Below are 21490 nucleotides of genomic sequence, written 5' to 3'. Positions count from 1 at the left end.
CTAGCGGATCATTTCAATGCCGTGCTCCCTCCGCTCACGCTACGGTCCGTGCGGGCGAACCATAAAGGGGTTCAACTCCCTGCTCACACAACCATAAAAACAAAAGACACCACCCTCTCAGGTGTCTTTTGTTTTTGTATGGAGGTGAGGGGAGTCGAACAATCGTCTCCTTTTTCCCTATATTTCTTACTAAGTCCCCTGAAGCCCCGTGGTGTAAGACATTGTCCAAGTTCAATAGCTTATCTCGCATTAGCTGTGCTTACAATGTATTACTAGGCTTTATAGCTTTGGTCTACGCTGGTCTACGAGCATGGACAGCAAACAAAGCAAAGTCCTCCATTTGTTATAGATTATTTATTTTAATATCAACTATTTCGCGATCCAAACTTCAACTAGTTTACGACACATTTCGAGTATTTATGACATATGAACAATACTTGTGGTAAAATTTATATTACAGACTGTTAAAGTGTGTAAAATAAATTCTACCATCAGGAGGTAGTAACATCATGTTAGGTAACAAAGCGTCTAAAAAGTTAATTTCGGGCATCATCGCATCATCCTTGGTATTCTCCGCATTTGGAGCAGTAGCTGTGCCACTCGCAACTGCAACTGTAGCCACAGCTCAACCTGCAACAGCGACTAGTAAGTCCATTACGGATTTCAATTTCACCAAGACAACTCCATTAGCGGCTGTACTCCAAAGTAAGGAAATTTCTCTGAATTACGAAGACGAAAATGCAACTTTAACCGTAACAAATGGTTCAGGTGGCTCGGGTGTAATCATTCTAGATCAAGACTATCAATTCATAGATGATTTAGTAGCGTCTATCAATATCCAGTTAATGATGACAAGTGCAGGTATCCATGCTGAAATAGCTGATTCAGCAGTATTCAGGTTCGTCTCTAATGCTACTGGTAGCATTGCATCCTTTAACGTAGGCGGAGCAGATGCTTCTCGTTTCTTCACTATTACATCTGCAACAGGTGATTACCTTACAGATAACACCAAAGTGGTTTCAATCAGTGACGGTCTACATGTGGCAACAATTACGCTCAACACGAATTTAGTCGATATGGGTGCTGTTGTATCGGCATTCAACTCGGCTATGGCGACTGCAAATGTTACTGTTGTAGCTTCATTAACTTCCCCAAGTCAATTTACTTTGACGTCATTTGCAACTGGTGCAACTGCACACATCCTTATCGGTGGCGCAAATGCAAGCACATTCTTCTCGCTGACTGACTATCAAGGTCAAAATGCGGCTCCGACTCTTACGAGTGTAACGTTAAGCCAACCGTCTATCACAGCAATTCAAGGACTACCAACTGCGCCAGTTCTTGCTACGGCGCATTTCTCTGATAGTTCAACACAAGATGTAACAGCTCTTGGTACTTGGGCTTATTCGATTATAGGTATTGCTACAATTAACGGACAAGGTATTATAAGCACGGGTGTGGTGGGCACCACTACAGCAACCTTCTCGTATAACGGGCAAACGGCACCGTTAACAATCAATGTTCTTCCGAACATGATGCCAGTACCGACTGAGCTACAAGTGTCTTTCTTAGATACTGACCTTGAAGTCGGACAATCTCGTCAAGCGCAAGCCTTTTTGCTAATGACTGTTGGACCTTCAATTCCTGTCAACCAAACTACGACATGGAGTTCTTCTAACCAGTCAGTAGCAACGGTAGACTCAAACGGTCTAGTATCAGGGGTAGTGAATGGACATGCAATTATTACGGCGACTAGTAATGGTTTCACCGCTACATTTCCTGTGGACGTGGTAAACGCACAGCAACAAGGTCCTACAGTGACTGCATTAACGGTAACTCCGAACCCGATCACAGTAGTAACAGGTGCTACAAAGACTGCGGTTTTGGTCGCAACATATTCAGACCAATCCACTCAAACCATCGCTCTCGCTGATGCGTTTTGGGAAATTGAGGATGAGGATGTAGCTTCTGTAGAAGATGGGGTAATCACGGGCGGCGAATTAGGTTCTACAGTTCTTACGGTAACTTACGGTGGTCAATCGACAACTGTTCCTGTAACCGTAACGGTAGCTCAACAGCAACCTACACTCATGTCTCTTGAACTTTCGAGAGAAACTACACTCAATGATATTGGTGGGTATGTTGATATCACGGCTGTCGCACGTTATTCCGATAATTCTTCGCAAAATGTCGATGTAGAAGATATCGATTGGGAAAGTGATGATGAGGATATTGCAACGGTAATTAACGGGCACATCTCAGCAGTAGCTTACGGTACAACTGTCGTAACAGCGACTTATAACGGTCACTCAGCTACGATAAATGTAACGGTAGCTCCTTACGTACCGACAGTAAATTCCTTGACGGCTAACGAAACGGTAACTGTCGAAGTAGGCGCTCAAGCTTCCTTAGGGGTAGTTGCTCACATGAGTGATGATCGAACACTTGACGCTTCAACTATGGTTCACCTTGAAAGCTCCGACCCTGCAATCGTTGACTACATCAACGGCAAAGCCTTAGGGGTAGCGGTTGGTACGGCGACACTCACGGCTTCCTTAGAAGGTAAATCGGTCGTAATCAACGTGACAGTAGTGCCTGTTCCGACTAACAACGATAACAACAATAACAATGGTGGCGGTGGAGGTTCTTCAGGTGGTGGCGGAACAACAACTCCAGAGACTAAACCCGAAACAAAACCTGAGACTAAGCCTGAGACTAAGCCTGAGACTAAGCCAGAAGCCCCTAAGGACATCTTTAACAGCACTGTTGTTAAAGCCGACAAATCCGTAGTTGAGGTTATCAAGAAGCAAATCGAGGAGCACAAAGCAAGCACGACTCCAACAGTAGAACCTTCTGACGTCAAAGGTCACTGGGCTGAAAAGACGGTAGACACTTTCGTGAAACTTGGTATCATTCAAGGTTATGAAGATGGTACAGCTAAACCAGATGCGCCAATCACTCGCGCTGAATTCGCATCGATCATCACTCGCGTATTCGCAATCTCAACTGGTACTAACAATGCTGATTTATCGGACGTTGGTAACCATTGGGCTAAGCAAGCTATCGAAGCCCTCGCTAAGGCAGGGGTAATTGGTGGCTACGAGGACGGTACCTTCCAACCTGATAAAACGATTTCCCGTGAAGAGATGGTAGTCATCTTGTCTCGCGTAATCAACCTTAACGCAGTAACAAAAGACACTTCCAAAGGTAACTTTGGTGATGTAAGTGGTTCTTACGCCGCTGATGCTATCAACCAATTGGCTCAAGCAGGGGTAGTAAGCGGTAAAGACACTTCCGAGTTTGACCCTAAAGCGGATTCTTCCCGTGCAGAAGCCCTACAAATCATCCTTAATGCTTTGAACCTTAACCCAGACATTAAAACATTGTTGGATTCCTTAAATTAAATTTTCTATCCTAAAAGATTGAGTCTAGTTCTACTAGTTAGTCGCTTTTGTTGAGAACCGCAAAAGTATCTTACTGAGGCTGAAAAAAAGTATTAAATGTTAATTAGTTAGTTGTAGAAAAAAAGGCGAAGCGTATCCATTCTGGATATTCACCTCCGCCTTTTTTTAATTAATTTGCTAAAACCTTACTCATAACACTTAACTTTTCTTTATGTGTATCATCGAAGAAATGAGTATATATTCTGGAAGTAGTCCCAATATCCGAGTGACCCATCATCTCAGATATCGCTTTTAAATCTACCCCTGCCTCATACATTACGCTTGCAAAAGTATGGCGTAGATCATGAAGTCTTATCTTTGGTAAGCCATGCTTTTTAAGAAAATCAGTAAAATCCTCCGAAACAGAGTTAACTCTGTATGGCTTCCCGTCATCACGAATAAACACATAATCGGTATCATGATACAATGCACCTAAAAGTTCTTGATACTCTTTCTGTTTCTCTTTATGTGCCATTAAGATACTATAGACCTTGTCAACAATATGTAATGACCTTCTACTTTTAGGCGTCTTAGGTACTTTCTCAATGTTCCAGATGGTAAACCGCTCATAACTAGAACACGACAAGAGTCGCCTGGCAAATCAATTCCATCATAACGGTTGGAGAAAACAACAGGACCTGTTATTTCCCCGTCCTGCAATTTAGTAACTAGGCTTTCGACCTCTTTAGACCCTTTTGCTACAGTAGCAACGCTAGCCCAACGCGCCGCCGCTTTATCCGATGATACAAGAACAACAGTTCCAACGTTTTTGGTTTTTTGCTGCCCAATCAATTACTTTCTCGATATGGTCTTGCTTGAATGAAAAAGACATTAAATCGGGAATAAGAGTCATTCTTTCGCTAATGCCCGCCAAGGAACGAGACTGAAGAGCACGTTTTAGTGGTTCTGGGTTGGCGTCGAATGTGCGAATAATTTCACTATCATCTGCGATAGTGGCAGACATATATATCCTTCGAGGTGCTTCAAAAAATGTTGGGAAAGCGTTGACCAGTGGAAGTATTGGTGTTATCGTAAACGCGTTTCGGCTGATGAGTGCATGACAGAGGTGAAGTTGATCTCGCAACAATGGCCATACCAAAGCATACTTATCTGAATCTGACTTCAGTTGCTCACGTACAGCATCTAGCTGTTCATGCCAAGCCCAGTAAGGAACTTCAAGAACCGAATAATCTGAGCCATCCATGATATCTTCTAATGTACCAAGTTTATCTATGTCTCTAAACAATTTGCGGAATAGGTCAGCAATTTCTACATAGCGTGAGTGATTATCACTAGTCTTAACTTCAAGGGTAAAAGAATCACGAACTACCACTTCCTAAAATCCACCTAGAAAAATTCTGTTGTCTACGATCCGTCTACAATTCTTCCCTTAAATAGCAAAAAACCCGCTCAGTGAGCGGGTTCTCTGTATGGAGGTGAGGGGAGTCGAACCCCTGTCCGAAAATATCGCAACACAGGCATCTACGGGTGTAGTCACAGTTTTGATGTCACCCGAGCATCGCCCCGTAACCGGCTATGCGTTGGGTCAGCCTGATTGTCTTCCTACGTCCGACCCCAGGCGGAGACCAAACGTCGTATCCCACTATAGTTGAGCCCCTATCCCAGTCACATGGGCGATGCTGAGGAGGAGCACGCTAACAGGTTATTAAGCTGCTAAAGCGTAGTTGTTTTGTGTTTTGCCATTTAATAGGCTTTAGCGTTTTATAGTGGACGCGGCCCCACTACCCGCAACCCGAGCCCAAACTATCCCCGTCGAATCCAAGAACACCCCCGGATTGCCTTCCTATCCGTCATAGACGGCGAAGGTTAAGACGCTGCAAGTTGGAACTAGGTTACATTTAAATCTTTGCTGCTAAATTAGTATACCACAAGCTGAAGAAAAATGAACGGCTAGGTTCATGGAAGTCGAGGTGCTGGCTTCCAGTCTGGAATCAGCCCAGCTATCTAGCGATCTTTTGTTTCTCACGCAGCGCACGCTGGATATCTCGCTGTGCATCCTTTTTCGCTGCAGATTCCCGCTTGTCATACTGCTTCTTACCTTTACCGATGCCAATCAGAAGCTTCGCGTAACCATTGCGAATATACACTTTCAAAGGAACGACGGTATATCCTTCTTGTTTCGCTTGGCCTAGTATTTTGGCGATTTGCACTTTTTTCAAAAGGAGTTTCCGCGTCCGTGTTGGATCTTCCGGATTGCTGCGGTTGCCTTGATCAAAAGGGCTGATATGCATGTTGTGGACAAAAGCTTCACCATTTCGAATGGTCGAAAAGCTGTCGCCTATGTTAGCCTTACCTGCTCGCAAGGATTTGATCTCCGTGCCGGTCAGGACAAGACCGCATTCATACGTATCTTCAATAAAATAGTCGTGTGATGCCTTTTTGTTCTGGGCGAGCAATTTGCCATCGGCCTTTTTGGTTGCCACGTGAGATCCTCCTCCCGCATGTTCCTGCAGGTAAATAATGCTACAATGTGCATCCTATTGTAGCAAGATCGCGATCGAAAAGCAAGAAGCGGCGACTATCTCCGCCGCTTCTTGCTGCCGTCCCCGTCGTCGCTCCGGCGACGACCGCCCTTGGCGAGCGCGTTCACACCGCTCGCCCAATCACTACCGCCCGCTGGGGCTTCGCCACCCAGCGACACCGCGCCGCGCCCGCGCTTGCTTTCGCCGCGGGGCACACCGCTCTCTGTCCGCCCTGCGCCGACAGATTCAAGCCGTTGGCTCAGGCTGCCGCCTTCGCTCAGCTTAGGGCCACGCGCCTTGCCGCCGCGCCCTTTGCCGCGGCTGTCGCTCCACGGCGTGCCGCCAGCCTTCGCGCGCCGCGGTTTGCCTTGCCCGGCTGCGCCTTCGACGCCCGCGCCCTTAGCTCTTGCTCCCGCCGCGCCTTCGACGCCCGCGCCCTTAGCTCTTGCTCCCGCAGCGCCTTCTGCGCCACCAGCTCTTGCGCCCGCTCCGCTCTCGACGCCAGCCTTGGCCGCCTCTTCAATCCTGCGAGCAGCTCCACCTTTGCGACGCCCTTGTTCCTGACCTTCTGCTGCCGGCCCCGTATTGACCGCTAAGCCATCAACAGCGTCACCGCGTCTTCTTTTGCCTCGGCCTTGCCCCGCGTTCGCATCGACGGCTCCACCAGGAGCAGCGCCATCACGCTTTTTCCCTTGTGCATTGACATAGCCGCCCTTGCCTTTAGCGGCGAAACCGCCTTTATCTCTGCCTGTTTTGCCTGATTTCCCCTGACCATTACTAGCAGCAGCGCCTGGTTTACCGCGGAAGCCCTTAAAGCCAGCAGCTCCCTTAAACGGTTTCCCGCTGCCACCGCCGCCGCGCTTAAACGCACCCTCTTTGCGAGGCTTCATATCCAGCAATTCAAAATCAATCGTATGCTCCTCCATATTTACGCGAGCCACACGAATCTTAATTTCATCACCGATCCGATAAATTTTGGACGTACGTTCACCAACGAGAGCAAACTGTCTTTCATGGAAATTGTAGTAATCATCGGTTAAATCACTTAAACGAATCAAACCTTCAACGGTGTTATCCAGCTCGACAAACATTCCGAAGCCAGTAACACTGGAGATGATGCCTTCGAATTCCTCGCCAACTTTATCCAGCATATACTGGGCTTTCTTCAAAGCCTCTGTCTGACGCTCAGCATCTACAGCCACGCGCTCACGCTCGGATGATTGCTGAGCAATATCGCTCATACGAGAAGACAGATATTCATGACGTGCATCCGATAAATTCCCACTCTCCAGCACTTCACGAATGACACGGTGAATGATTAAATCCGGATACCTTCGAATTGGGGACGTGAAATGGGAATAGAATTCGGCAGCCAAGCCAAAATGCCCCAAGCTCTGCGCATCATAACGCGCCTGCTTCATCGAGCGCAGCATGATTTTGCTGAGAACCGTTTCTTCTGGCGTGCCTTTGATCTCTTCCAGCAACGTCTGCAAAGCACGAGGATGAATGGCGTTGCCCTTGCCTTTGATCGTGTAACCGAAATTGGTCACAAACTCCATGAAATTCATCAATTTCTCAGAATCCGGGTCTTCATGAACACGATAGAGGAACGGGACTTTCATCCATTGGAAATGCTCAGCTACGGTTTCATTCGCCGCGAGCATGAATTCTTCGATCATCATTTCTGCAACGGAACGTTCTCTTTTCACGATATCCGTTGGTTTGCCGTCAGCATCGACGAGAATTTTGGACTCCTCAAAATCAAAATCAATCGCGCCGCGCTTCATCCGTCTAGAACGCAAACGAGCAGCCAGCTCTTCCATGCGTTTGAAGTCTTCCATCAGGTAAGCATAGCGCTCTACGAGCTCAGGCTCTGCTTCACCAGTCAAAAGCTTGCGTACATTTGTATATGTCATTCGCTCACTAGTTTTAATAACACTCGTAAAAATCTCATGATTAACGACTTTTAAGTTCTCATCGAATTCCATCTCGCAAGACATCGTTAGGCGATCCACTTTAGGATTCAAGGAACAGATCCCGTTAGACAAACGGTGCGGCAGCATCGGAATAACCCGATCGGTCAAATACACCGAACAGCCTCGATTGTACGCTTCGATATCCAGTGCAGACCCTTCACGCACGTAATAGCTCACATCGGCAATGTGCACACCCAATTTATAGTGGCCATTTTCCAAAATCTCGACATTTACCGCGTCATCCAAATCCTTGGCGTCTTCTCCATCAATGGTTACAATCCGTTTGGAACGAAGATCACGACGACCTTGACCAATGATCTCTTCCTCCGTAATGGAATCTGGTGCGGCTTCCGCTTCAGCCAGAACTTCCTCGTTAAACGCCTCAGGGAGCTGAAATTTACGCACAATCGCAAGGATATCCACGCCTGGATCGTCTTTATGGCCTAAGATTTCAATGACTTCCCCTTCAGCCGCAGAGCGGCCTTCCGGATAGTTAACAATTTTGACTACGACCTTCTGCCCTGTAACCGCTCCATTAAAAGAATGCTGCGGGATGAAAATATCCCGGGACACCCTTTTATCATCGGCAATCACGAACGCATAAGTATCCTGACTTTGGAAAACGCCGACGATTTGCGTGTTGGCACGCGTAATAACGCGCACAACTTCGCCTTCCATGCGGCCTCCGCCTTGGCTTCTAGAGGTTACCTTCACGAACACGATATCGCCGTTCATCGCTGTGTTCAAATCATGCGCATTGATATAGACGTCCGGGTGCTCCCGATCATCTGGAATTAAGAATGCAAAGCCCTTCGCATGCGCCTGCAGCTTGCCTCTGACTAAATTCATACGCTCAGGTACGCCATAACGGTCACTTCCACCCCGAACGATATGCCCGCTTTCCTCTAGCTGATTTAATAATTTGATAAAATCCTTAAACTCGTTCGCGCTTTCAATACCAAAATGCTTCTCGAGCTCTTTATAGGACATAGGCTTATAAGCCTCTTCTTGCATTAAACTGATGATTTGTTTATCTGTTGTCATACTCTCTTCACCTTCTTGTTGTTGTTGAGCTAGCCCTTAATGCGCCGTACCCGATTCCTTTACTCCATAGTATGCCACTTGTAGGGAAAGGATAAACGCGGCAATATCGGCGTAGACTCGCTCTCTCTCTTGATCCAGCAGCAAGCCATGTGAGGATTCCGGGTAATAGCGGAGCTCCTTCACTTCCGAACGAATTCGTTCATATAGAAACGCTGCACTTTCATGACGGACTACACCATCTTTGCTCCCTTGTCCGATCCATACCGGAGCGTTTACTTGAGGCAGCACTTTTTTTACTTGTTTCAGTAGTTTACGCAAACTTACGACACAACGAATCGGCGTTTTGGTATATGCACATGACTCATCTAATAACGTGGAGACTCGTTTGGGCTTCTTGGCTATGTATTTGATAAAATACTGCAAGAAACCGGCCAGGACCGTTTTTCTGGACGAAAGAAAGATCGGTGTGGCGATGGAAATGACACCTGCCGCACGACGCTCCACAGCCAGCTTCAAGGCTAGCAAGCCCCCCATTGAATGTCCCATCACGACAATGCTCTTGCACTTCGCTGCAAGCTCATCATAACTCTCCAGCACATGCCCATACCAATCCGTCCATCCGGTATGTATCATTTCATCAGGTGAGGTGCCATGTCCCGGCAGCCTTACGGCTTGGATGGTATAGCCTTCCTCTCGCAGCTCGTACCCAATTCTTCTGAATTCCGAGGGAGATCCCGTGAAGCCGTGAATCATCAATATGCCGATTTCTTGGTTGCTTCCGCGGCCTGTCCAGAAGAAAGGCTCTGTTGATTTATATACTCTACGTTCGATGACAAACAACTCCTACTACGTAACCCGTTTAAAATGAAAAAACAGCAGGAGTAGATTTCCCCTGCTGTTATCGTTTTATGTGTGTTAAGCCTTCACTACGTATGCTACGACAATGGAAAGGATAAAAAATGCAGCAGCAAGCCCCATCGTGAAACGGGACAAGAATAGTTCCAAACCGCGCGCTTTTTGCTTGCCAAATAAGTGTTCTGCACCACCGGAAATGGCACCGGACAAGCCTGCGCTCTTACCTTTTTGTAAAAGGACGATTGCAATTAGTCCGACTGAAGCTATGATCAACAAAATTTTCATAAAGATTACCATGTTATTAGCACCCCAATTGCCTATTCTTTGCTTATACAACTAGCATGAGTATTTTAACACAGTTCGTCCCAGAATACAATAAAGGAGGGACCTAGCGACTTCTCTGACATTTTAGTCCCGATAAGCCGAGGCTGACGACTGTCGGCTTGAGCTTCTTGCCCCTTTGCTTCGTCCCAAAAAAGCTTGCACTCCCTGCTTCGCGCACCACAACGCAAACAGTGTGAAACCAATCGCCCACGCAATGGCCGGTATACCGGTATGCAGCGCCAAATTGGTTGCATCGCCCGCACTGCGGCTATTTTGCCAAGCATAAAGGATCAATGAAGAAGGCCCAAAGACTGACTCCTCCAAGCACAAGAACGCCAGCAATAAGTAGTAAAAATCGCGCAGCCATTTTGGCGTCAACGCCAGAACGATGATCGTCAGCGCCATGAAGCCAACTAGAAACATGATCCCAAATCCATTGCGAACGAACAATACCAACGATAAGGCCGATATTGCAATCATCACCTGCAAACCTAGACGCTGCTTGCCCTTTGCATAAGCGGAGAATAGGAACCAGGCAAATATAGACGCTGTCATGTACCCTGCCAGTGAAACAGGAATGATTGACCATGATTTGGATATAGACGAGTAGGTGACTCCGCTATGATCCGCATACAGCTCAATGTACATCACTTTGCCCGATAACGCTAAGGTAACGACCGCATGCCCGAACTCGTGAACCATCGTATCCAGGTTGCGAAAAAACGAAGAGGGGATCCAATGCGTGAGCAGCGCGGAACCTACCAGAAATAGAATAGTTTTCACCCAATTGCTCATGCACAGACCCCCAAAGGTAATATTTAATTAATTACTACGTTTAATCCTACTTGAAGTTTCTCAAGTTGTAGAATGCTTTTTTGCCAGCGTATTGAGCAACGTTGAACAACTCGTCTTCGATGCGAAGAAGTTGGTTGTATTTCGCAACGCGATCCGTACGGGAAGGAGCACCTGTTTTGATTTGGCCAGCATTCGTAGCAACAGCGATGTCAGCGATTGTGCTGTCTTCGCTCTCACCGGAACGGTGCGAGATAACCGCTGTGTAACCAGCGCGTTTTGCCATTTCGATCGCGTCAAAAGTTTCAGTCAGCGTACCGATTTGGTTTACTTTTACCAAGATGGAGTTACCGATGTTTTCTTCGATACCTCTGGAAAGACGCTCAGTGTTCGTAACGAACAGATCGTCACCAACCAGTTGAACTTTGCTGCCCAATTTCTCAGTAAGCAATTTCCAACCTTCCCAATCGTCTTCGGAACAACCGTCTTCAACTGTGATGATTGGGTATTTGTCAACCCATGCAGCAAGGAAGTCAACCCACTCAGCGGATGTGAAGGATTTGCCTTCGCCTTCAAGGTGGTATTTACCATCTTTGAAGAATTCTGTGGAAGCAACGTCCATACCTAGGAATACGTCAACACCTGGTTTGTAGCCAGCTTTTTCGATCGCTGTAAGGATTGTTGTGATGGCTTCTTCGTTGGATGTGAAGTTAGGAGCGAATCCGCCTTCGTCGCCAACAGCTGTGTTAAGGCCTTTTTCTTTCAATACGGATTTCAAGCTATGGAATATCTCAGCGCCGATGCGAAGAGCTTCTTTGAAAGTTGGAGCGCCAACCGGAAGAACCATGAACTCTTGAACGTCAACGTTGTTGTCGGCATGCGCCCCACCGTTGATGATGTTCATCATTGGAACCGGAAGTGTTTTGGCGTTGAATCCGCCAAGGTATACGTACAAAGGAACGTCCAATGCGTCTGCTGCTGCGCGAGCTACAGCCATGGAAACAGCAAGAATCGCGTTAGCGCCTAATTTAGCTTTGTTAGGAGTACCGTCAAGCTCGATCATTTTGTTGTCGATGCCAACTTGATCAAGTGCGTCTAAACCGATGATTTCAGGAGCGATGATTTCGTTGACGTTGTCAACAGCTTTCAGGACGCCTTTACCAAGGTAACGACCTTTATCACCATCACGAAGCTCAACAGCCTCGTATGCGCCTGTGGAAGCGCCTGAAGGAACGATAGCACGGCCGAAACCGCCGGACTCCAAATATACTTCAACCTCTACCGTTGGGTTACCGCGGGAATCCAATACTTCGCGTGCATAAACATCAGAAATCGTAGTCATTGTTAGAAAACACTCCTTTTATATAATAGGTGACTTGCTATTTTTTTAGAATAGTGGCTCCGGTCATTTGAACCGGCTGCACAACTTGTAAGAAATCAAGCATCGTTGGTGCAATATCTGCCAAAATTCCGCCATCTCTTAGTGTAACAGATTTGTCCGTCACAATAAAAGGTACGGGATTGGTTGTGTGTGCCGTGTTGCGTGATCCGTCTGCATTCGTAACAACGTCTGCATTCCCGTGATCGGCTGTAATGCACACCACGCCGCCTTTGGCGAGGATCGCTTCTACAACTTGACCTAGACAAGCATCTGTTGCTTCAATTGCCTTCACAGTAGGCTCCAGCAAGCCGGAGTGGCCTACCATGTCAGGGTTAGCGAAGTTGAGGATAATCACGTCATGACGCTCTGCTTCAACTTCCTTAACCACAGCAGCCGCTAATTCATAGGCGCTCATTTCTGGTTGCAAGTCGTACGTCGCTACTTTCGGTGAAGGAATAAGCAGGCGCGTTTCGCCTGGCAATTCCGCATCGCGTCCGCCGCTGAAGAAGAACGTGACGTGCGGATACTTTTCAGTTTCCGCAGCGCGAAGCTGCTTCAGACCATTCTGGGCCAATACTTCACCCAGTGTGTTGTCGAGATCCTTAGGCTTGTAAGCTACGAAGCCGTCTACGGATTCACTGAACAAAGTCAGACATACGTAGTACAGGTTTTTCGCCACTTTAGGGCCTCGGTCAAAGCCGCGGAAATCTTCGTTCGTAAATACTTGGGAAAGCTGAATCGCACGGTCAGGACGGAAGTTGAAGAAAATAACCGCATCGCCTGACTCTACAAGTCCTACTGGTTGACCATCGTCACCAACAATAACCGTCGGCATAACGAACTCGTCAAACACGGATTTCTCATAGGATTCAACAATCGCCTTCATCGGATCTGTGTAGGCTGGGCCTTCGCCATAAACCATGGCACGGTAGGATTTCTCTGTCCGTTCCCAACGTTTATCGCGATCCATCGCATAATAACGACCTTGAACGGTGGCAATTTTGCCTACGCCGACTTCCGTGATTTTTTGCAGCAAGCTTGCCATGTACCCCTTAGCAGAGTCCGGAGCTACGTCGCGGCCATCAAGGAAAGCATGGATGTAGACATCTTCGAATTGCTCTTTTTTAGCCAAGTCCAGCAAAGCGAACAAATGCTGAATGTGACTATGTACGCCGCCATCAGAAAGCAGCCCGTATAGGTGCAGCTTCTTCCCGTTGAGTTTGGCATAACGAACGGCGCCTAAAATCGTTTCATTATCGTAAAATTCGCCGTCACGAATCGATTTGGAAATCCGCGTCAAATCCTGATAAACAATCCGGCCTGCGCCGATATTCAGGTGTCCTACTTCAGAATTCCCCATCTGGCCTTCCGGCAAACCTACAGCTTCACCGCAAGCGGTTAATGTTGTATGCGGGAAAGTCGCCCAATAACGGTCGTAATTCGGTTTTTTCGCATGAGCAACCGCATTCCCCTGCTCTTCCGAGCGGAGTCCGAAGCCATCGAGAATGATGAGTGCTACCGGTTTCGGTCTGGACATGTTACTTCGCCCCCTGGACAAGTTGGATGTAGGAAGCTGCTTCCAAGCTCGCTCCGCCTACAAGTGCGCCGTCAATGTCAGGCTGTGCCATGTACTCAGCAATGTTGTTTGGCTTCACGCTGCCGCCGTATTGAATACGAACTGCATCGGCAACGGATGCGCCGTAAAGACCGCTCACCAATGTACGGATGTAGCCGATAACGTCTTGTGCATCTTCAGCTGTGGAGGATTTGCCTGTGCCGATCGCCCAGATAGGCTCATAAGCGATAACTACTTGCGCCGCTTGCTCTGCGCTCAGACCAGCGAAAGCTGCTTCTGTTTGCACTTTGCAAACATCTTTGGTTTGACCTGCTTCACGCTCTTCCAGCTTCTCGCCTACGCAAAGGATTGGCGTCAAGCCGTGTTTGAAAGCTGCAACGACTTTCTTGTTCACGATTTCGTCTGTTTCCGCGAAGTAAGCTCTGCGCTCGGAGTGACCGATAATGACGTACTCCACGCCAAGATCCTTCAACATCACGCCGCTGATTTCACCTGTGAAAGCACCATTGTCTTCAAAATGCAGGTTTTGTGCGCCTACATGAACATCCGTGCCTTTCGCAGCTTCAACCAGTGCTGGCAGGTTCGTGAAAGGAGAGCAAATAACGCTCTCTACGCCTTCGACCGTGCTGCCTTTGATTTCATTCACGAAGCTAACAGCTTCGGAAACGGTTTTGAACATTTTCCAGTTACCCGCGATAATCGGTTTTCTACTCATGGGAATGATGCTCCTTTGTGAAAAATTATTTATCGTTCAAGGCTACTACGCCTGGCAATGCTTTACCTTCCATAAACTCCAAGGAAGCTCCGCCGCCCGTGGACATATGGTTCATTTTGTCAGCCAAATGGAACTTCTCTGTAGCTGCAGCGGAATCACCACCACCAATAACCGTGTAACCGGAAGTTGCTGCACAAGCCTCAGCTACTGCGCGTGTACCATGGGAGAAAGGCTCGATTTCGAATACGCCCATCGGTCCGTTCCAAACAACCAGCTTGGATTTCGCGATAACGTCTGCATAAAGCTCACGTGTTTTCGGTCCGATGTCAATGCCTTCCCAATCTGCTGGAATGCCATCAATGCCAACGATTTGCGTATTCGCATCGGCACTGAATTTATCTGTCACAACGATATCTACAGGAAGTAGGAAGTTCACGCCTTTTTCTTTTGCTTTCTCAATAAAGCTAAGCGCTAAATCAAGCTTCGAATTGTCCAAAAGCGATTTACCGATTTCATAGCCTTGTGCTTTCAAGAATGTATAGGACAGACCGCCGCCAATCAAGACGTTGTCTGCAATGTTCAGGAGGTTTTCAATGACAGCGATTTTGTCTTTCACTTTGGATCCGCCAACGATAGCTGTGAAAGGACGCTCAGGGTTGTTCAGCGCTTTGCCTAGAACATCAAGCTCTTTCTCCATCAAAAGACCGGAAACAGCCGGAATGTAAGCCGCGATTCCTGCCGTCGAAGCATGTGCACGGTGAGCAGCACCGAAAGCATCATTCACGAACAAATCCGCAAGATCAGCGAAAGCTTTGGCCAATTCAGGATCATTTTTCTCTTCACCTTCGTTGAAACGAACGTTTTCCAGCAAGAGAACATCGCCATTCTCAAGTGCATCAACTTGTGCTTTCACGATTTCGCCAACGGATTGATCCGCTTTAATCACGTTTTGACCAAGAAGCTCAGCCAATTTCGCAGCAACCGGCGTCAAACGAAGCTCTTCAACCACTTGTCCGTTTGGACGACCAAAATGGGCTGCAAGAATAACTTTAGCGCCTTTTTCAACTAAGAATTTAATCGTAGGAAGCGTTTCTCTGATCCGAGTATCATCGGTGATTTGACCGTTCTCTACAGGTACGTTGAAATCAACGCGAACAAATACTCTTTTACCAGCTACTTCAACATCGCGAACACTTTTCTTATTCATCGTAAAAGCCTCCCTGAGCGTGTATGGTTTTCTTCCGGTCTACCTTTTATATGGGAAAATCGCACATAAAGAGGAGAATCGCTTCTCCCCTTCATGTCGTTTTGTGTGTGTTACGCTATGGAATTACAGACCTTTTTTCGCGATGAAAGCTGCCAAGTCAACTACACGGTTGGAGTAACCCCACTCGTTGTCGTACCAGGAAACCACTTTCAGCATGTTGTCGCCAACTACCATTGTGGAAAGCGCATCGATTGTGGAGGAAGCTGGATCACCATTGAAATCGCTGGAAACCAAAGCATCTTCTGTGTAGTTCAGAATGCCTTTCAGAGGGCCTTCGGAAGCTGTTTTCAAAGCTGCGTTTACTTCATCAACCGTTACGTTAACTTTAAGTTCAACAACCAAGTCAGTTACGGAAACGTTAGGCGTAGGAACACGCATAGACATACCGTTCAATTTGCCTTTAAGCTCAGGAAGAACTAGGCCGATTGCTTTTGCTGCGCCAGTGCTGGAAGGAATGATGTTCTCAGCTGCTGCGCGAGCACGACGAAGGTCTTTGTGAGGAACGTCAAGCACGGATTGGTCATTTGTGTAGGAGTGAACTGTTGTCATCATCCCTTTTACGATTCCGAAGCTATCGTTGATAACTTTCGCGAAAGGAGCCAGACAGTTTGTCGTACAAGAAGCGTTGGAGATAATTGTATGAGCAGCTGGATCGTATTTGTCTTCGTTTACGCCCAGTACGATAGTGATATCTTCGTCGGAAGCAGGAGCGGAAATGATAACTTTCTTAGCTCCACCTTTCAAGTGAAGGGATGCTTTTTCTTTCGCTGTGAAAATACCAGTGGATTCAACAACGATTTCAGCGCCTACAGATGCCCATGGCAGGTTCCCAGGGTCACGCTCAGCAAAAACTTTGATGGAACGACCGTTAACGATCAATTCGCCTTCGCCAGCTTCAACTGTAGCGTCTAGTTTACCGTGAGTTGTGTCATATTTGAGCAAGTGAGCCAATGTTTTTACGTCAGTCAAATCGTTTACTGCCACGATCTGTACTTCTGAATTGTTCAAAGCTGCGCGAAACACATTACGACCAATACGTCCGAAACCGTTAATACCTACTTTTACCATAGCGAATTCCTCCTAAGATTAAATAAATAATTATATTTCAAAACGCAGCCGGTTAAGGCATACGTTATGATGTCTTCCTCACACATGTTTCATTATTTCCAGTGCAGCCGCTTCATCCGTTACAAGCACGTTCTCTTGTCCGTGACGAAGGACCGATGCGATCGCTTCACCTTTGCTCTTGCCTCCGGCTACGCCAATCACAACTTCAATACGCTGCAGATCCTCCAGTCGAAGTCCGACCGTCGGCATCTTGTGAACCACGTTGCCTTGTCGATCAAAATAGTACCCAAATGCCTCGGCAAGTGCGCCATCGGCTTGTAAACTGCGTGTCGTCTCGGCATCTACCTTGCGCCTGCGAGCCATGACCATAGCATCTCCGATACCGTGTACAACGATGCGACAACTGCGAACAGCGTCAACAACTTCCTGAATCTGCGGATCTTGGATAAGGGATTGGTACGCTTCCTCACCGAGATGATCCGGTACGTGCAACAGCCTGTATTTCCCGCCTGTCTTCTTGGCCATAATGGAAGCGATGGTGTTTGCCTGCATATCCACGCTTTCCCCAAGTCCACCGCGAGCCGGTACGAACCAGCTGCCTTTCATAGAAGAGGATATCGCCAAGTTATTGGCAATCTGCGCCATGGTAGAGCCGCCTGTAACCGCGATGATATCATCCTTGGCTACATATTTGCGCAAAGCTGCTGCGCCTGCTCGGCCAAGCTCCTTCTTCGTGAAATCCGAAGTATCCGAGTCGCCGGGGACAACAATGACTTGTGACAAGCCAAAGGCTTTGGCAATGCTTTCTTCCAAATCGGTTAAACCAAATGCAATCTTGATGATCGGCAACATGTCTTCAAGCAGTTGTCGACCGGACTCGGTAATTCTCATACCTGCTGCATCGGATTCAAGAAGCCCAAGCTCCTTCAAGAAATCGACTTCACCGCGGAGCACGCGCTCCGTCATATCGAGCGACGAGGCTAGTGTGCGGCGTCCGACAACGCCGGAAACCAAGATATGATGCAGAATCGAGTACCGCTTCTTCATGATGTCCAATAGATCTGGCAAGAGCTGTTTCTGAATGTCAAGTATTTCTCTCATATGACGACGACTGACGCTCCTGATCCTAAAGTTGGACGTTTTATGTCCCGGGTCTACATTTTGTGTCCCACCCGGGCGAAAAAAAAGTGACTTACCACTTTCCAACTTGGGAAAGCTTATTTCACTGAATTTCCTTACACTTTTATTATAACCAATTATAACTGAATATTCAACATTTGTTCAAACATTTTCACTAAAAAAGACTGAAAAGGCTTACCGTCTTGCTTTTTATGGAAGTCTGACATATAATAACCCTTGCTTCTCTTTTTTGCAGATATGCGCCCGTGGTCCAATGGATATGACGTAGGCCTCCGAAGCCTGAGATAAAGGTTCGATTCCTTTCGGGCGCGTCCATAAGAAACACCCTGAATCAGTTCTTGAACTGATTTTTTTTATTCTTAGTTTGACCTTTCTTGACCTTCAGAGGTTTTTTCGTTATCATACTTGTAGATACTGTAAATAGTATGCACCCCGGAGAACAATTTCATCTAACAATGACGAAATTGGCTCCACACCATGTAAACCAAGTACCCACCCCAAGGAGGTCATTCTCATGAGTTTTATCCCTATGGTAGTCGAACAGGACGCGCGCGGTGAAAGAGGATATGACATCTACTCTCGCTTGCTGAAGGACCGCATCATTTTCTTAGGCACGGGTGTCAACGATGTTGTGGCGAACTCCATCATTGCTCAATTACTTTTCTTGGCCGCCCAAGATCCTGATAAAGATATCTCGCTTTACATCAACAGCCCAGGCGGTTCCATTACCGCCGGCATGGCGATCTTCGACACGATGCAGTTCATCAAGCCAGACGTATCCACGATCTGCGTTGGTATGGCTGCTTCCATGGGCGCGTTCCTGCTTACTGCGGGCGCCAAAGGCAAGCGCTACGCGCTGCCGAACAGCGAAGTCATGATTCACCAGCCGCTAGGCGGCGCTGAAGGCCAAGCCTCCGACATCGAAATCCGCGCTAAGCGTATTTTGAAAATGCGGGACAACCTGAACACAATCTTGGCAGAGCGCACAGGACAAACGTTCGAGCGCATCGAGAAAGATACAGATCGCGACAATTTCATGAGTGCAGCTGAAGCAGCCGCTTACGGACTCATTGATAAAGTAATTGAGCGTGTCTAATTAATTAAACAAAAACCAGCCTGCATGGACGCTCCTCCGAGCGCCGTGCGGCTGGTTTTTTTGTTGATTTTGGAGGAGTCAGGAGCCTTCCCATAAGCAGAAAAACTACTTGAAGACAACGCCTCATTTTTTCTGACACTATGCCCATCGCCTCAAATGTCGTCCTGCCTAGCTCCAGTTACTTTTAACAAACCTGCAATTGTGCATCTTTTTTACTCTTGGAGTAGCCTTAATCATGAAATTCCTGCGTTTGTGCAGGCTTTTAAAGCTTTTTTGGAATTAGAGGCTGGAAAAACAGAAAATACCTGCACAAATGCAGGTATTCCCATTTTCCAACCCAATCCGCCCGAAAATTCCTGCACTTCCGCAGGTTTTTGGCTTAGCTGCAGCTCCTACTTCATCGCAGGAGATACTCCCCCATTTGCAAACAACTCACTCCGACTTACTTCTTCTCATCCAGCGGATAGAAAATCAGATCGATCGGGAATGCTGAACCCGCAGGAGGCGTGAACTCGATATCAAGCGCATCTTCTGTCCCCGTCGTACGAGCCAGCACTTCCATGCCGTCAAATGCGGTAATAACACCGGAGTAAGGCACCGGTATGATCTCGCCGTTAATTTTGAACGGCCCCTTGAAGACGCCGCCTTTGGCCATGATCATTACAGCCATCTTGCGCGGCTTATCTGCATGGATTTTGTAAACTACGCCGTAGTTTCCGCCGTTTTCTACGTTCTGCTTGCGCATCACGTCATAGCCTTTGACGAAAGGATCGGTTTTGTTGTCCCCGATGGTCAACACGGACGTTTTCGTGAAGCTGGAAGCGTCAATGTCCCATTTGATCTCGGAGATAGGGAAGGTCCCTCGTACGTGCCCCGTAAAGCCTAATAACGGCAATTCCTGCGCTGTAGTTGGGGTTAATCTTTGATCCGTCACACCGAATGAAATTTGCAGTTCTCCGTCTGTCTCTACATCGTAGAACAAGTTTACGCCTTGCCCTGGGTAGAAGTCCGGAAGCTTCGCATAAATATAAGTTTCATGCGGAGGCACTGTCAGCACATCGGTGTATACATTTTGAAGAAGGAAATCGACAGAAGCTTCGCTTCCAATCAGGTTGGCATAAACAGAAGGATAGACTTCGCCTTTGTTCGTTGTTTTAATCATAACTGGCTTATCGGAATTATTCGTGGCAAAAATCGCCATCGTCATCTTCTGTTTCGTACCATTGATATGATCAGCGTATAATCGCGCTTTGCCATTAATGTTGTCGCGGTAAAGGATACCTTTTTCTGTAAATTCTTCTGGACTATCGCTCACAAGCAGCGTACGCCCCGCAACTTCCGTTACTTTCTTAGTCAATGGGAGCATGTCATTGAAATGTGCCCAAATCGTGCCCCAGTCTGACTTGATGAAGCCGCCAACCGGTTTCGTATAAATCGGGTATTCGATTTCCGTCAGGTACGTTTCATCCACAACGGTAACGAAGCTTTTGAACAATTGGCTGACATGCCCATGCCCGTCTTTCACCGTTAACGTTACTGGATATTTCCCCGCTTTGAAAAAGGCTTCTTGCTTTCCTGTCCACTCGTAGGAAGCAATCCCTTCGGCATCCGGATCGTAACTTAAGTCCAGATACTTCACAGGCTCTCCAATACGGTATGTAGGCTTCGCCGTTGTGAACTTGGCTACAGGTCTGGAGTTGCTGTCCTGGTCAATGTAGATGCCCTCAGGGTTCTTAAAATGTACAATCTCCACGCGACGAAGCTCGTTGTTGTAAGTATACTTCGCGCCCATGTAATCAGCTAACCAAGTCAGCTTCACCATAAGCTTCCCATTCACAATCGCTGCAACGGAGTTAAAAGGCGTATCCACGCCATTCGTTGTTACACTCTTATGATCGGCATCCAAGATGATGTTATAGCCCGGAGGCGTCATTTGAATCGTCCGTGAAGCGTCATTCCACTCAACGTTAAAGCCCATCGTATCGCCAAGGAATTTGGCCGGTACATAGGTGCTGCCATTAATGATTGTGGAAGGTGACTCCAAATGGATTTGTTGCTCATTGACAAAAGCTTCGGACTTATCAATATAAAGTAGGATAAAGGACGCACTTGATGATACCGCCTGAGCAGCTGGTGCTGTTATCGCGCTGGCAAGGAACACCAGTAAAGCGAGCATGACGGTAATTTCCTTTTTTAAAGCTTGGAATTTCATTATTTCTTTAGCTCCTTTGACAATTATTGCGTAAACGTCAGGAATGGCAAATAGCCCTTTCCTTCATTGACCACGTTCATTAGACGCAGGCAATAGAAAAAGGTTGCTAATTTCCCCT

Annotated in this window: 16 protein-coding genes, 1 tRNA gene and 1 other RNA gene; 3 read left to right on the top strand and 15 right to left on the bottom strand. The window is 47.2% G+C overall.

The annotated features are described in order from the left end of the window. Positions 1 to 509: 509 nt before the first annotated feature. On the top strand, positions 510 to 3404 hold the full coding sequence (locus HQN90_RS26015; protein WP_173224127.1) for an S-layer homology domain-containing protein: 2895 nt from the start codon (positions 510 to 512) through the stop codon (positions 3402 to 3404). Between the two features lie 169 nt (positions 3405 to 3573). Here the strand turns inward: HQN90_RS26015 and HQN90_RS26010 are convergent, their stop codons facing one another. From HQN90_RS26010 to HQN90_RS25945, 14 genes are all read right to left on the bottom strand, one after another. After that, positions 3574 to 3918, bottom strand: coding sequence for a tyrosine-type recombinase/integrase (locus tag HQN90_RS26010; RefSeq protein WP_173224125.1), 345 nt, complete (start codon positions 3916 to 3918; stop codon positions 3574 to 3576). Positions 3919 to 4176: 258 nt separating this feature from the next. Beyond that, on the bottom strand, positions 4177 to 4776 hold the full coding sequence (locus HQN90_RS26005) for a hypothetical protein (protein WP_246362845.1): 600 nt from the start codon (positions 4774 to 4776) through the stop codon (positions 4177 to 4179). Between the two features lie 95 nt (positions 4777 to 4871). Further along, positions 4872 to 5236, bottom strand: a transfer-messenger RNA (tmRNA) gene (gene ssrA, locus HQN90_RS26000). A gap of 168 nt (positions 5237 to 5404) precedes the next feature. Beyond that, positions 5405 to 5887 carry an SsrA-binding protein SmpB gene (gene smpB, locus HQN90_RS25995; protein ID WP_057310204.1) on the bottom strand — a complete coding sequence of 161 codons (483 nt, stop codon included), beginning with the start codon at positions 5885 to 5887 and terminating at the stop codon, positions 5405 to 5407. 95 nt (positions 5888 to 5982) lie between these two features. Then, positions 5983 to 8946 carry a ribonuclease R gene (gene rnr / locus HQN90_RS25990; RefSeq protein WP_173224123.1) on the bottom strand — a complete coding sequence of 988 codons (2964 nt, stop codon included), beginning with the start codon at positions 8944 to 8946 and terminating at the stop codon, positions 5983 to 5985. 36 nt (positions 8947 to 8982) lie between these two features. Then, complete coding sequence (locus tag HQN90_RS25985; RefSeq protein ID WP_246362844.1) at positions 8983 to 9786, bottom strand: alpha/beta hydrolase; 804 nt, start codon at positions 9784 to 9786, stop codon at positions 8983 to 8985. Between the two features lie 75 nt (positions 9787 to 9861). Next, positions 9862 to 10098, bottom strand: coding sequence for a preprotein translocase subunit SecG (gene secG, locus HQN90_RS25980; protein ID WP_029196004.1), 237 nt, complete (start codon positions 10096 to 10098; stop codon positions 9862 to 9864). 111 nt (positions 10099 to 10209) lie between these two features. After that, positions 10210 to 10920 carry a M50 family metallopeptidase gene (locus tag HQN90_RS25975; protein ID WP_173224120.1) on the bottom strand — a complete coding sequence of 237 codons (711 nt, stop codon included), beginning with the start codon at positions 10918 to 10920 and terminating at the stop codon, positions 10210 to 10212. Between the two features lie 46 nt (positions 10921 to 10966). After that, entirely contained in the window at positions 10967 to 12259 is a 1293-nt protein-coding gene (gene eno / locus HQN90_RS25970; protein ID WP_079416373.1) for a phosphopyruvate hydratase, read from the bottom strand. A 37-nt stretch (positions 12260 to 12296) separates the two neighbouring features. Further along, complete coding sequence (gene gpmI, locus HQN90_RS25965; protein WP_173224118.1) at positions 12297 to 13835, bottom strand: 2,3-bisphosphoglycerate-independent phosphoglycerate mutase; 1539 nt, start codon at positions 13833 to 13835, stop codon at positions 12297 to 12299. A 1-nt stretch (position 13836) separates the two neighbouring features. Then, positions 13837 to 14589, bottom strand: a complete 753-nt coding sequence (gene tpiA / locus HQN90_RS25960) for a triose-phosphate isomerase (protein WP_173224116.1) — start codon at positions 14587 to 14589, stop codon at positions 13837 to 13839. Between the two features lie 25 nt (positions 14590 to 14614). Beyond that, entirely contained in the window at positions 14615 to 15796 is a 1182-nt protein-coding gene (locus tag HQN90_RS25955) for a phosphoglycerate kinase (RefSeq protein ID WP_173224114.1), read from the bottom strand. Positions 15797 to 15919: 123 nt separating this feature from the next. Beyond that, positions 15920 to 16924 (bottom strand): type I glyceraldehyde-3-phosphate dehydrogenase, encoded by a 1005-nt coding sequence (gap, locus tag HQN90_RS25950; protein WP_173224112.1) that lies wholly within the window; start codon positions 16922 to 16924, stop codon positions 15920 to 15922. 78 nt (positions 16925 to 17002) lie between these two features. Further along, positions 17003 to 18025, bottom strand: a complete 1023-nt coding sequence (locus HQN90_RS25945) for a sugar-binding transcriptional regulator (RefSeq protein ID WP_173224110.1) — start codon at positions 18023 to 18025, stop codon at positions 17003 to 17005. Positions 18026 to 18303: 278 nt separating this feature from the next. Between HQN90_RS25945 and HQN90_RS25940 the strand changes: the two genes are divergently transcribed. Next, positions 18304 to 18375, top strand: a tRNA-Arg gene (locus tag HQN90_RS25940). Between the two features lie 203 nt (positions 18376 to 18578). Then, entirely contained in the window at positions 18579 to 19160 is a 582-nt protein-coding gene (clpP, locus tag HQN90_RS25935; RefSeq protein WP_163953484.1) for an ATP-dependent Clp endopeptidase proteolytic subunit ClpP, read from the top strand. A gap of 442 nt (positions 19161 to 19602) precedes the next feature. Here the strand turns inward: clpP and HQN90_RS25930 are convergent, their stop codons facing one another. Further along, complete coding sequence (locus HQN90_RS25930) at positions 19603 to 21372, bottom strand: stalk domain-containing protein (protein WP_173224108.1); 1770 nt, start codon at positions 21370 to 21372, stop codon at positions 19603 to 19605. Positions 21373 to 21490: the final 118 nt, after the last annotated feature.

It is taken from the genome of Paenibacillus alba (assembly GCF_013204855.1).
In the GTDB taxonomy this organism is placed as follows: domain Bacteria; phylum Bacillota; class Bacilli; order Paenibacillales; family NBRC-103111; genus Paenibacillus_E; species Paenibacillus_E alba.
Note: the sequence above shows the minus strand (reverse complement) of the source record. Positions and strands in the feature narration are given on the sequence as shown.